Genomic DNA, 14,616 nt, shown 5'->3' with positions numbered 1-14,616 from the left:
CTTTTGATCTTGATCTTTAAAAGCAAAATCAAAAGATCGCAGCCTGCGGCAGCTCCTACAGGTGATAAAAAAAGGGCGACCAACCGGCCGCCCAAACGTACTGCACGAGAGTCTTTTACAACGTCAGTTGCCCGCGCTCCTCCTCGGTCAACTGCTGTTTCGCCTGTTCATCCAGCGCCCCTGCCCCCAGCACCTGCACCGGGCTGTTCGGGTTGTAGCCCGGCGCCGGGGCACGGCTTGCACCATCGCGCGACGGCGCGAGTTGCTCATTGCCGAAACTCAATACCTGCACGGTAAACACCGACGCCTGGTTCTGCCGCGCTGCTGCTTGCTGCTGACGGGCGACGTCTTCCGCCGCTTGCGTGGCCGAGGATGCAGCGGAACTGGCTGATGTGATCGCGCCGGTGTTCACCGCCGACACCACCGGTACACCCGACGCCTTGCCCTGCACCGAAATGTTGGCGGCGTTGACCACCGTCAGTGCGGCAATGTTGACGTTGCCCGACACACGAATCCCCGCCTCGCCGGCATCAATGGTGCCGAGCGGCGCGATCAGGTCGATGTCACCCGGCGCCACTTCGGCGATCGGGTTGAGCGTGGCGATACCGGCGCCGGTGCTCGGCACCGATGGCGACAGGGTGACGTTGCCCCAGGTGTCGTACACCCGTTTCGGCGGGGTGTAGACCACGGTGGTTTTCGAACCGCGACCGGCGTTGATGTCGCCCTCGGCGGACCAGCCGAGAATAGAGCCGCCGAAGGTGGTCATGATCCGGCTCTGGCCGAGCAAGATGCTGCCCTGCGAGTAAAGCTGAATGTTGCCCGAGCCTTGGGTGATGATCCCCGCCGTCGACGGTGGTGCCGCGCCTTCGATGCCGAATACTTGACCACCGCCCGGCGTGAGCATCTGGATGTCGCCGCCGAACAGGGTCTTGACCCCAGCGCCGCCGTACAGCGTGATATCGCCGTCGTAGCGGATCGGATTGCCCGCCACATCAGTGCTCGGGAACAACGCGGCAATGGCGTTGCGACCGCGCAGATAACTGCCAGTGCGCGGGCCATCGACGTCGTTGTATTCCAGACCGCCGGCACGCAGTTCAGCGAAGTACACCTGACGCGCGAAGATTGCCTGTTCGGCGCTCGGCATCGCGGCGTAGAACGCTTGTGCCTGTTCGGCATTGCCGCTGAAGCCATAGCCGAGGGTCAGCCAGCTCTGCAACTCGTCCAGGTAGGTCTTGACCACTTTGCCTGGCTGGCCGTTGAGAGAGGCCTGCGGATCAGCGAGGTTCTGCGGGTTCAGGTAACGCGCGATGAACCGTGAGTAATCCAGCCCTTGCGCGCCTGTGCCCGCCTGCAGCACCACACTGGCGCCAGGCCGCTGATCCCCGGCCACCAACGAACCCAGGCTGGTGATACTGGCGCGGTTCTCCATGAGGATGTTGCGCCCGGCATTGATGTCCAGCGTACCCGGGCCGGCAATATCGAAGCTGCTGTAAAGAATGTCGCGTCCGGCCGACACCCGCGATACATCTCGCGGGTCGTTATGCACGAACAGGTTGCCGGTCGAGGTGATGCCTTCCCGACCCACGCCCATCTCATCGGGCCGCACGGCTGTCGGTTGGCCCAGGTTGGTCCCGGATGCCACGATGTCACGTCCGGCAACCATCCAGACCGGGCCTGCGGCTTCGTACCAAGTGCGTTTCGAGTTATCGAATCTCAACGTCTCACCACTGCGTATCCCCACCAGATCGCCGGTCAAGGCATAAAACCTTGCGGGTCCCTGCACGTCATTCAATCCGGAATAGCTGTTGGGACCAAAAGCGAACAACGGATAACGCGAAATGGCGTCAGGCTTAACACCGTCGCTGGCGTAGTTGCTGTTGAGGGGCTTCTGGACCCTACTGCTGGATAAGGCTTGGAATGCCGGTTTGAAAGGCGTGGCAATGGCCAGTGGGCTAGCGCCGGATTGATTGATCGCATAGCCACCGGCATAGATGGAATCGCCGGCCAACAGTTCGAGTTGTCCGGCTGTCGAAGGTGCCAACAACAGTGAATACGCGGTAGTCGGCGCTGCGTTGCCCTCGCCGTATGCCGCCGATGGACCGGCATAAATCGACCCCTGAGCCGCCACAGCCCGAAGAATCGACGGATAGACAAAGCGCCCATCGGTGGGCGAGGTATTGGCGCCGCTCACAGGGTCGAGACGCCCATCGACCTCCGCCAATTGAGTACTCGGCGTGAGATTGCCACCGGCAGAAAACAGATCGATGGCGGTGTGATCGGTCCAGAGCGAGAAGCCGCTCAGGATGCCCCCGATACCCATATTGCCGCTGCTATCGAGCAGTGGCGAGGCGTTGAACAGACGCACCCGACCGGGATCGGCCGCACCGCCCAGCACCAGATCACCCCGGGTGTTGAGGCTCATGCCCGAGTCACCAGGAATCAGCACCAGACCACCGGACGCGTTGCTGGTGGTCGAGGTGAAAGGATCCAGCGGTCGGGTTTCACGGACATCATGCGACTGTGAAATGGCACCGTATTGCAGGTTGATGCCGCCCAGTGCCCCGCCCGTCAATTGCGCCGCCCCGCGCAAATTGATCAGCGCGCCTTGCAGGTCGTGCCTCGGCGGCTTAGTCCCGTTATCCCCGGCCCGCGCTTGCAGCGATGGGTTCAGTGCGCCGCCGATGCGAATGTCCATATCGCCGCCGCCGGTCATCTGCACGCTGCCATCGCTGGCTATACGACCCGTGCTACCCACGGCAACGATAAGCCCTTGGCTGCGCGGATAATTGATGGCATCGCCCAACGGTTTGAGCATACCGGCGTCACCTCCGGCACGCAGGCTGATATTACCGCCGCCCAAGGTGCCGAAACCGGTGAAGCCCATCAGATACGGTTCGGTATTGCCGTCGGCTGTCATCAACTGAGTGGCGTAACTGCCGAAGTTGATCCACCAGGCGGTGGGCACATCCGGATTGCCTGTGCCTTGGCGCCACAGCCAGTTACCCACTGACGCGCTGGCAATCTGCTCACGGAAACTGCCACCCGACGATAGCGCCTTCTTGCCTACTGAATCGGCGGAAACCGAGCCCCCGGCGTTGATCGTCAGGTTGCCGCCCAACTGCGGATACCAGGCTTGATACAAGCTGTCCGCGCCACCGTTGACCCATTTCTCATAGTCGACACCCGCCGTGCCCAGCACCGAATCGCTGTCCGAGAGATGCCCGCGTTTCTGGTTATAGAGCGGGTCAACGCTGGCTGACTGAGTGCCTGCGGTATACACGCCGAACGGCGAGTCCATGCTCAGATTGCCGGCGGCGATCAGGTCGAGATCGCCAGTGCCGGTGCGTAATACGCTGAACATCTGCGTATGGGCATTGGCGGATTTCCCCGGATTGTTGCCGATGCACAGATCAGGTTGTACTTCACAGATAATCTGGAAGTCTTCCGGGACCGGCTCATAATCGGCTCCCATTCCGCTGCCTGGTGCCCAGACCCAGCGCGCCATGGGTGCGCAGCTACCCACCTGCACATCGCAAAGGGGAAGATACTCATCTGGCACAGGCTCAAACTCGGCAAAACCAAACGGGTTGTCAGCAGTCCAGACCAGTTTCCCCGCCGAAGTTGTCACTTTCACCCCGTAGTGAGTATCCGCCAGGCGCAGATTGCCCTCAGTGGTCAGCGGCCGCACCGCCCGACTGTCAGCGGCGCCAAGATCTGCACCCGCCACCACGCGCATCGACCACGACGCACTGCCCGACGGCAACATGCTCGCCACTGCCCAGTTCTTGCCTTGCTGGTCGCCGGTAAACGGACGCAGTTCGATCAATGAAGTGCCGTCGGCCAGTTTCACGTCGGTCATGGAAGGAATCAGCGATCCGCGCAGCAATGCCAGCGAACCACTCAGCCTGACCCCGGAAACGCTTTGCAGGTCGGCGTTGTAAACCCCCGGCAACGGCACGCCTTTGGGCCAGTTCATGGCTTGCAGGCTGGTCGCCTTGTTCAGACGAATACCGGCACCCAATTGGCTGTTCGCCGGCACCGTCACACTATCACTGAACAACGTCCCCGCCGCGTACAGCAGGTTGCCACTGGCATCATGGATGGCCCCGGCCAACACCGTGCCGGCGCTAAAGGTATACGCCTCAGCCAACACTGCCTGAGTCGGCAGCAACGTGCCGCTGGCCAACACCGCGCCCTGAATTGTCACGTCGTAATTGAGCGTGGCGCCGATCGGGAACTGTGTCCCTTCAGCCAGCGAAACACCGCTGCCCGGCACGATCAGATCAGCGCCGAACGGCTGCACACCGGCAATCAATTTCCAGCCGGCGTCGTCCTGAGTTTCCGGCGGCGGCGCGAAACCGTCGTTGATGCTGCCGTAAATATCGAGGTTGCCACCCGCGCGGATCACCAGGTTGCCGGCCTCACCGGAACCGTACACCGCCGGGTTCAAGCGCGTGTGCGGATTGAGGCTGGCATAGCGATAACCGGACAAGTCCAGATCGCCCTCCACCACCAGGTCGCCGTCGGCGGTTTTGCTGGCGATTTCCACGCCCGGACGCAAATGGAATGCATCGGCGTAAGTGGCGTTGTTCAGCCCGGCGAGTTTGCGTTGCAGCAGATCGCTGTTGCCCAGCGCCGCATTGATGAAGGTGTTGCTGTCGCCATGGATGCTATCAAGCATGGCCTGATCGATGACTTGATACGGTCGGCCACTGACCGCTTGATCGACGCCATCGCGGGCATCGGTGTAGCGGCGTGTAGCGTTGAGGCCAATGGAGCGAGCGCCCTGAATGGTCAACGCACCGCTGGCGTCGATGGCGATGTCATTGCTGCCCAGACGCGGCGCGTTCAATTCCAGGGTGCCGCGCAGCATTCCGTCGTGTTGACCGGCGAGGAAACCGGGCAGCGCATCGGTGCCGTGACGCAGGTCGATGCGCGCGCCGGATGCCAGCGTGAGCACGCCCTCGCCGGAATTGAGCTCCACCGTGGCGCGGTTCGGCGCATCGATGATCTTGCCGTAGCTGTCGACGCGCAAGACTCGACCGTGGGCGTCGAGCACGCTGTTGCCGGCCAGCGTCATACCGTTTTTCGCCGCCAGACGAATGTTGCCGACGCGCTCGCCACTGGCGTCAATCAGACCGGCCACCGTCAGGCTGCCGTTGTCCACCGAGACATTGATGTCACCGGCCTTGAGGCCATCGCCGATCACAAGATTGCCTTGCTTGAGCTGCAAACTGCGGCTGCCGAACACCTGTCCGGCGTTCAGGCGTTGATTGAGTGCGGCGAACTGCGCCGAGGCATCCCCGCCGAGGTTTTGCGCGCGGATGTCCACGCCCCCGGCGTTGTACGGCACCAGCGTGCCGCCGGCATCGTAATAACCGCTGCTGCCGCCGAGGATTTCACCCTGCAAATCGACTGTCCCGGCAGCGTCGCCCAGCGCGGTGGCCGTGAGGTTGCCGGCCTGATGATTCTTCGCCGACAGATCAATCCGCGAGCCCGCCGCCTGCCGGATATTGCCGTTGGCGCTGTACAGCGACACGTCGCCGCCCCAACTGTACTTGTTCACATCGTTGAACGGCAACGTACGCCCGGCCATGTCCAGCACCGCAGCATTGCCGAGGGTCAAATCGCCTTCGGACTTGACCGTCAGCTTGCCGCTGGCCAGGGCGATACGGCTATCGAGCACGATGTTGCGAGCCTCAAGGTTCAACTCGGCACCCAGCGCGTCCGCCACCCCGGCAGCCCCGCCACCGCTGAGCGTCAGATTGTTGCCAGCCTTGAGCACACTGACCGACGCCGCTTCACCGGTAAGCAACGGCGTACGCAGATTCAGGTTGCCGCCGCTGTAGCGGTAACCCTTGACCGGGTCGTAAGTGCCCTGCTCCTGATACACCGCGAGGCTGCCCTTGTGGTTGGCGGTGATGCGGTCGCTGGCGGTCAGGTTGACGTTGGCAAAACCCAGCGCCAGACGATTGTTCTGATCCAGGCCGCTCGCTTGCGGCATCGAGTCGTAACCCAACTCGATACGTTGCGCCTGAATGTCCAGCGTGCCGCTGCCCGTACCGGCGCCAGCGGTGATCACGCCGCCAGGGCTTTGCGTGGCGCCGTTCCAGATCAAATTGGCAGTGCGGATGCTCGCCACATCACTGGCGTCGCCCCAGCCATAAATCGCCGGGGTGACCAGCAGCAGATTCTGCAGTTTACTCTGGCCGGTCTGGGGATCGAGAGTGTCGAGGCTCACGCTGCCGTAGAAATTGAAGGCATCGCGAGTGGTCAGGCTCAGGGTTTCCAACGCCGGTGCGCCGTACTGCGTATCGCCACGCAGCAGGCGATTGAGCACGTTCTGGTTGAGCATCAACCCCGCCGGTACGCGACTGCCTGCCGCTGCCAGTGCTTCGGCGCTGCCGGCGTTGACCGAGCCGACCGAAAGCGCCAGGTGGCGCGTGCCGAAACGCACCGCTTCGTCGAGTTCGAATTGATTATCCGTGGCGGCCGTCAGACTGCCGTCCGAATAAAGGATCGCCGGGTTGCTGCACACAGTCGTGGTGCAGACACCGATGCGGATGCTGCCACCGCCGGAAATGCCGCTGGCCGCTTTCGGCGCCAGAACATGGGTCCAGCCGTTGGAAGCGAGCAACAGACTGGATTGGTCAGGCTGATAGAAATAGCCGGCCGTTGAGTCGTAGGCCACATCGCCGCGTCCCAGTGTATTGATCCCGGCCCCCGCCTCGACCGTGATGCCACCAAGGGTCGACGTGGTGCGCAACAAGACTTCCGGCGCCGACAGGATCGCCCCTTCACGCAGAACAATGTCTTTGCTGGTGCCAAGGAATCCGATGATGTTGGCCGAGTTGCCGTACATGACATTCGGCATCGCTCCGATGCTCAGGCGTCCGGCGTTGAGGTTGTTGAGCGTGTCCGCGTAGACCGAGACGCCATCGAAGTCAGCGGTTGGCGCATGCCCTGCACCAAGGATTTCAAAGTTCGCGCCGGCATTGCCCCCGCGCAATACGGCGGTGCCGGTAAAGCCACCCTCGGCGGCCTTGAACAGCGCCTGCCCGTTGAACTGCAAAGCAATGTCTTGTTCGCCACCGGCGTTCAGACGCAAGTCCAGCGTCTTGCCGTCCATGGGTGCCAGCGCACGCGGCACGCCCCGTCGCGCGGCATCGCTGTAGATGAACTGGGTCAAGCTGGTTTCGTTGTATTGCGAGTAGCGGCGCAACACATCGGCAGACGTCAGGATCACTTGACTGGCGAGGCTGTCACGCAAAGCGGTATTGGCAATCGACATCTGCCCGCTGCTGGTCCAGGAACCGTTGCGCAGTTGTAGCGCAGGCGTCGTCCCGCTCGGCGTCGCCTGAGCATTCACTTCAACGCGGAACGCCCCCGGCAACAGGGCAAAGCTGGAGGGCAACAAGGTATAGGTGCCGGCTGCCAGACCGGGCACGCCGGCGCCAAGGGTGATCTGCTGGCCGACCCGCGGATCTACCGCAGCGGCCTCTGCCACCACCGGCGCATACACGCTCTGATTGCCCGGCACGATGGCGTACACCGGATTGCTCGCAAGCCCTGGCAAGCTGAAGGTGCCGTCAGCGGCATTGCGCACCAACGGATTGAGACGGGCATCGGTGGAGCCGCCGCGCCCTGAAACGAAACCGGCGCCGCGAAGATCACCGCCACCGGACAGATCAAGAGTCGCACCGCCCTGTACATCGATGTATTGCGAGTTGACAACCACGCCATTGGTTTGGCCAGTGATGCCATTCAAGATGACCGACTTGTCGTTGTAGCGATAGTCGATACCGTCGGTGGTGCCACCGTAAGGCATGACCAGCCCGGCGGCGCTGACCGACGTCATGCTGCCCGGCAACAGGCGCACCTCACGTGTGGCGGTCAGAACATCGTCACCCAGGGTAATCAGGCCCAACGGTGCACGGATCACCCCGCCCTGCTCGAAGGTGCCTGCGGTCAGGCTCAAACTGCCGAATACAGAATAAGGCACCGCCGCAGGTGCCGCGCCGCGACCGCTGATCCGCAGGGTGTGTTCGTTCGCCCGGTCGGCGCCCTGATAGCCGGCGCGGACGTCAGCCTGCACGCCCGTGCCGGGGTAGATTTGCGCCGCACCGAGATTCAAGTCTCCCGGGGTCCACAGGCGGGTTTTTTCGGCACGGTCATTGGGCGCGAGGAAACGCAGGTCACCGCTGCTGTCGAGCGACACCAGGCCGAATGCCCGGCGGCTGTATGCAACGGCAGGTCCTTGCTGTTGCAAGATCGCACCCTGCGTACCGAACGACAGTCCGTTGCCCACATCCAGCAGATTCGCCGAGGCATTGAACGTGGCCTGCGACAATCGGTTCGTGGGATTGAGGGTCACCCGTGGCCGCGTCATGGTGGGCGCTTCAAAGTAAGTACCGACACCGGACAGGCGCAGGTACGGCGCGCGCAAATCGATACGTGCCGCATCAGTGGAATTTTCTGCCAGCGAGAGCGCCCCGGCATACAGATTGAGGCTCTGATTCATGTGCAAATTGACGTCACCGTCAAACGACAGCAAGCCGTTGCTCAGCAGACTCAGGTTGTCGAAACCGCCGGCCATCAACTCATCCGCACTCAGGCGCGTCTGCCCGTAGCGCAAACTATCGTCGCCATCGGCCGGCCGAAGGTTGGCGGACAGCTTCTGGTCCCCAGAGCCTTGGCCGATAATGATTTCCCTCGGCGCGCGCACCGCATTGCCTGCCGAATCCAAATACAACGGGACCTCAAGCGCCAGCTCCAGACGCCCACCGGCAGCGCCGACACCTCCGGCCGCCGCACGCAAGCTGCCCTCCATGAACAAGCCGTTGTAGGAGCTCAGGCTGATGCGCCCGCCATCGGTTGCAACGCGGGTCGGCCCCTGATCGGCGATATCGAGAACAGCTTCGGTGCCGGACGCATCGATTCGAGCCCCTTGACGAACGATGACATAGGCATCGGCCGCTGTGGCCGTCGCCAGTTTCGGGTCAATTTCGCCACCAATGATGATGCTGCCGCCCTTGCCGACCTGACCGTACGTGCGCCCCAGAACATCAATGGCCGTATTGGCGCGTCCGGCGACATCCAGTACGGCCTGCTCGCCGATCCAGATCGAACGGTTGTGCGCAGTCGAATCCGCCACTTGATTGGAGGTGCCCGGGTTGATCGCGCCAAACTGTTGCTGACGAATATCAATCGTCCCGCCCCAGGCATTCAGTTCACCTTCGACCGTTATCTGCCCTGCCCCGCGCAGCTTGATGCTCTGCCCTGGATCGACACTGATGCGCGAACCGCGGCCCAGGGTCAACGGGCTGTTGGCGGCATCAATCAAGCCGATCAGGCTGGCGCCGCCCTGCAGCGTCAGGCTGGCGCCGGCGCGCTGGGTCAGCAGGCCCTTGGTCGGGTTTTCCTGGAACAGCGTCGGCGTCCACAACTCAAGCGCCGTTTGCGGATCGACACCACTGACCTGATTCGGCGCGGCATCACCGAATCGGAACACCGGCAGGGTGACGTCAATCGCGGTGTCTTCGGCAACATCCAGCCCGCTCAGGCCGATCAGGTTGTAGGCGGAAAACCCCTTGCTGAACAGATCGCCGGACAGTTGCAGGGTGTTGTCGGTCAATGCCTGGTCGGTCTGGCCAACGAGGATCTTGTTGGCCTGCACCGTCAGCGTGCCGCCGCCCGTAACGCCGTAGCCACGCAACTCACCCGCAAGGTCGAGATGGGTTTTACCAGGCGCCGAAATCGCACTGGATTCCAGCGTCAAGTCGCCGCCCTTGCCACCCCGGGTCTTGCCGTTGGCCAGCACAGCGCCGCCGGAGGACACATCGAGCAGACTGCTCGCGCCGATATCGATATCGCCACTGCTGCGGACCGATACCAGGCCGCCATTCAAGTACGCGAGGTTCGCGCCATCGTCCGGGTTTGTGCGCAAATTGCTCCACACGCCACGCGTATCGAGTCGTACACCGTCGGCCACATTGACCTGCGTCGCCTTGTCGGCCTTGGCCGTGAGCCGAGTGTCGGCGGTATCGCTGGAGAGGAATTGATTGAGCACGTTGCCCAGGCGCAGGCTACCGCCACGCGCAGTCAGGTCAGAGCCGATCTGCACATCCGGGGCATACAGGGTGATGTCGCCACCGTTATCGACCGTCAGTGCGCCGTCGACGACGACCTGATCCTGAGCCGCCACTTTGAGCGCACCGAGGCGCAAACCATTGAGTTGATCGTTATCGAGAAACAACTTGCCCTTGCGTGCATCGGACACCGCCCCGGCCAGGTCCAGATCACTGCCGGCAAGCGGACGTTCGCCGCCCATTTGCACCTGGTCCAGCGTCGGATTGAGCGTATACAACAAGCCACTCGCCGCCGCGACGTAGGTCGGGTCGTAACTGCCGACGATCAATTGCGCTCGCCGCGCCAGTGCTGTCTGACTTTGTTCATAGCCGTCGAGCACCGGTTTCGGCGCCTGATTCTGCCGTTCGCCCTGATACACCTCGCCGATCATTTGCCCGTCGAGTACCGCATTGGCAGTGGCGATCACCAGTTGCCCGGCGTCGCGGCCGACGGTGTAACCCGACTCGAACCGTGAGCGCGGCGCGATCAGCGGGTTGTAGAAGTAACTGGTCTGGCCCCAGCGTTCGCTGTTGTCCTCATAGCCTTTGTACAGCCCGGTGTAGAGCAGATCGCCTGGCGCGCGCGAGACTTCGTAAAGTTTGCCGTCGGCACCGCGCAGCCAGCTCTGACGAATCTGGCCGCTCTGCACATCCAGCGTGCCGCCAGACAGATTGATCAGCGACCCCTTCTCGGTGACCACGTCGTTACCGGCGAAACTCACCGTACCGCCCTGGGCCATCCATTCGCCGATGCTGTGGCCTTGGGTGCCGAGGTAGCCGCCCACTTCCAGCAAGCCACCCGCCGTGTACCAGCGATCCGTGGCATAGCCGTTGGTGCCGGCCGGCACGTAGACCAATTCGCGGACATCGACCCAGACGTCGTTGCTGTTGAGCGCGCCCTTCTCGCGGTTGATCGACGCGTCGCGCTGTTCGTTGCCCTGCACGTTGATCTTGATGTTGTTGTTTTCCATCGCGACCTTGACGCCGAGGGCGCCGGACACATCGATGATCGCGCCATCACGGACCACACTGCGTCGTTGCGCACTGACCGCGACCTGGCCGCCGGTGGCCAAGGTAATCGAGCCGTTCTGGAACTCGACGCTGCCGCCGCTCTGGATCTCGATGCGCGATTGATCGCCACGGATGCGGTTGTTGGCGTTGACGCCGGTCAGCGCGGCGTCGCGTTGACTGTCGAGCGCCGTGAGGTCGCTGCTGTCGAGCATGATTGCCGTGGCGCTGTCCTGCCCCAGCGTGACGCTGCCGGTGCTGTCAGTGCTCGGGTTGAGCAAATGAATCGTGCCGCGCGTGGACACCGAAGTGCTGGCGAGCAAAACACCGTTCTGCACCACTTCATGACCGGCCAGGGTGATGTCGCCGGTGGCGGACTGAATCAGCCCGTTGTTGGTGACTTTGCCGGCAACGGCCCCGGCCTTGAAGCCCGGCGTGACCTCACTGCCAAACGTCGTCGAAAAGGTATTACCCTCAGTGCCCGAGCCTTTGCGAATGTAAAAGCGATCACCAGCAGCCAACACCGTCTGCCCTTTGGCGGTACTGATGCTGCCGTCGTTCTGCACTTCGTTGCCCAGCAGTAACGCATAGCCACCGGCATCGGTGGACACCGCCGGTTTGTGCGTCTCGATGGACGCGCCGCGCTCCACCAACACCTTGCCAGCCGCGTCGGTGAACGTCGGCTGAGTGCCGGTGCTGTCGAAATACAGCCCACGGTCGCGGAACTGGATATCGGTGATATTGGCCGCCGCCGCCACCAGGTTGCGCACGTTGACCTGGCTGCTGCCGCTGAAAACGATGCCGTTGCGGTTGACCAGCATCACCGTGCCGGCACCCTTGATCTGCCCCTGAATCTGACTGGCCCGCGCACTCGGGTCGTTGACCCGGTTGAGCACCGCCCAGTTCGCTTGTTGAGCGAATTCGACCGTGGTGTTGCGCCCGACGTTGAAGGTTTCCCAGTTGAGGATCGCTTTGTCGGCGGTCTGCTCGATCTGCACCGTGGTCTTGCCGTCAGCCTGAGTCTGCTGTGGGCCCTTGGCGTTCTGCCAACCCTGGGCGAGGCTGTTATCGACTTTCAAACCGCCCTCACCCAGACCGTCCGGCACAAACTGCACCGTGCCCAGCGCCGCTGCACGTCCGGCCGCCTGCGCCGCTTGTTGTGCGGCAATCGCGGCAACGGTGTTGTTCAAGGTCTGGATCGAACGCTGCAGTTGCTGATTGGCTTTTTGTTGTTGAGCCAGCGGTGGCGTCATGCCCGGCAAACCGCCCATGCTCGGCCGTGCCGCCGCGGCTTGCTGCGCTGCGCCCTTGGCAGCAAACCAGCTCGAACTGAACGCCGTCTGCGCCTGCGCACTGCCCGCCACCAGACACAACGCCACGGCGTGCGCCAACGGCTTGAGCAGCCACAGCGTCGGCTCCACAGCTTCACGCCTGGAGGACAGAACACGGGTACGACGACGGGATGGGCGAGCGAGCATCACTACGAGATCCTTTTTTGATTGCCACACTTGGGTGGCCAAAGCTGCCGCAGGCCTGCAAAAACCTGCTGTTACGACATAGGCCGTTGGCGAGGGCCGCGACCGAACGGATGTCACACAAACTTCATGTTCGAGGAGTAGTCAGGCAAAAAAAATGACGGCAACCCGAAGGTTGCCGTCATTTGTGTTACGGCAGTCTGAGCTTAAGGACGACCGATAGCGTTGCAGACGCTGGCGTTGTTGATGTCCAGGTTGTTGCCCGACGAGTTGGTGATGAAGTTGGCGGTTACAGCGGTTTTCCAGGCGGTAGGCACAGCGACGAATTTGTGAGCCTGAGTCGCGGCATTATTGCCCGGGTTGCTGTAGTGGGTGGTCAGGAACGCTTTAACGTCAGCGGCCACGGCTGCATCCTTGTAGCACTGGCCGAAGATGAAGTTGGTGTAAGCAGCCAGTTTGTAACCGGAAGTCGGGTTAGGCACCACTGGCGACCAGTTGGCCGGGTTTGCGGCCTGGGCTGCAGTCGAAGGCGCGGACGCCGACAACAGTGCCAGCGTGACGTTGGCCGACGTTGGCTGAACGCCGTTTACGCGAGCAACGACAGCGTTGCTGGTAGCGTCGACACCGTCCGGACCGACATAACCGATGGAGCCATCAACCGCGTTAACGGCAGTGGCAACATCAGAAGTGTTGGCAACGCCGACCCAGCCAGTAGGCAGAGCGCCGCCACCGACGCGAGCGGCAGTGAAGGTCGAGTTGGTCACGAACTGACTCGAGCAAACCGAGTTCAGGTGACGGGTGAGGATTTCCGTAGTACCGCTGGAAACGTTGCGATAAACCACGCGGATCGGGGTGGTGTCAGCCGTGCCCAGCAGAGCGCCCCAAGTGGTTTTAGCGCCGGAGAAGGCATCGCACAGCTGAGCGCTGGTCAGGTTCAGAGCAGTCTGGCCGGCCTTTTTGTACGGGATGGCAACCGAAGTGGCCACCGAAGGCAGTTGGATCAGCGGGCCGTACGAACCACCGAAGTCGGTGTTGTAGGTGCTGAGTTCCGAAGCGCTGAGGATCGAGTCGCTACCGGCGAAGTGCACGGTGCCGGTGGTGCCGAAACCAGCCGGGTTGTTCTTCAGGAAAGCAGTCTTGCCACCGCCGCTACCGATGGCGGCGTAGCTGAAGTTGGCTGGCAGGATGCTGTCGGCAGAACCTTTGTACAGAGCGGCAGGCAGCGTTGCACCACCACCGGTAACGGCCATGGCTTGAGCGGAAGCCAGAGCGGCGACGGTCAGGGAGGCGGCGATCAGAGTGCGCTTGAACATGAAGAATCTCCTTTTCAACTGGTTTGTGAACACAGGTTTTCGGGGTTGCTTGCATGACACTGGGAAGACTCACCGGGCCCTCGCTGGCGTTGGCCGTGGTGAAGTCGCACTGAGAAATTCGCAGTTTCCGGTGACAGATAAAGGAAAAAACCTCGGGAGCTGCGAGGTGTTTCTGAAGGGATTTTCTCGGGTGTTTGCGCTGGCCGGCGGCGCGTCTGGATTGGGGGTTTGGCGGAATCGGGCTGGAGGCGTTGGCGGGTGGTTGCAGATGACAGAAAGGAGAACCCGAGGATGGGGGAATCGAGGGTCGGGTGATGCCGCAGTCCTGGGAAAAAATCTGGATTATTTATTGCCCCGACTGGCCCCATCGCTGGCAAGCCAGCTCCCACAGGTTTTCTGTTGTGACACAGATCGCATCAACAACTCCGCCCCCTGTGGGAGCTGGCTTGCCAGCGATGAGGCCAGGTCAGACACCATCAAAACCTGCTACTGGACCAATTGATTGATCTCAATGATCGGCAACAACACCGCCATCACAATCACCAACACCACCCCGCCCATCACCACAATCATCAGCGGCTCCAGCAATGCAGTCATGCCCATCGCCCGCCGCTCGATGTCACGCGACAGGGTTTGCGCCGCGCGCTCAAGCATCGGAGGCAGCGACCCAGTCTTTTCGCCGCTGGCGATCAG

The 14,616-nt window shown here is 62.3% G+C and carries 3 protein-coding genes; all 3 read right to left on the bottom strand.

Annotated elements, in window-relative coordinates; translation table 11 throughout:
- Nucleotides 1-115: 115 nt before the first annotated feature.
- A complete protein-coding gene (locus tag PMI37_RS07055; RefSeq protein ID WP_008079447.1) occupies nt 116-12,613 on the bottom strand; it encodes a filamentous hemagglutinin family protein in 12,498 nt (4,165 codons plus the stop codon).
- A gap of 203 nt (nt 12,614-12,816) precedes the next feature.
- Nucleotides 12,817-13,923 (bottom strand): substrate-binding domain-containing protein, encoded by a 1,107-nt coding sequence (locus PMI37_RS07050; protein ID WP_008079446.1) that lies wholly within the window; start codon nt 13,921-13,923, stop codon nt 12,817-12,819.
- A gap of 486 nt (nt 13,924-14,409) precedes the next feature.
- A partial coding sequence (locus tag PMI37_RS07045; protein ID WP_045123048.1) for a type II secretion system F family protein occupies nt 14,410-14,616 on the bottom strand: 207 nt, incomplete at its 5' end.

It is taken from the genome of Pseudomonas sp. GM80, assembly GCF_000282515.1.
Taxonomy (GTDB): Bacteria; Pseudomonadota; Gammaproteobacteria; order Pseudomonadales; family Pseudomonadaceae; genus Aquipseudomonas.
This window is presented reverse-complemented; position numbering and strand designations above follow the sequence as displayed.

Excerpts from the sequence above, each read along its gene's own strand:
- PMI37_RS07055 (WP_008079447.1), bottom strand. The coding sequence starts at position 12,613 with ATGCTCGCTCGCCCATCCCGTCGTCGTACCCGTGTTCTGTCCTCCAGG.
- PMI37_RS07050 (WP_008079446.1), bottom strand. The coding sequence starts at position 13,923 with ATGTTCAAGCGCACTCTGATCGCCGCCTCCCTGACCGTCGCCGCTCTG.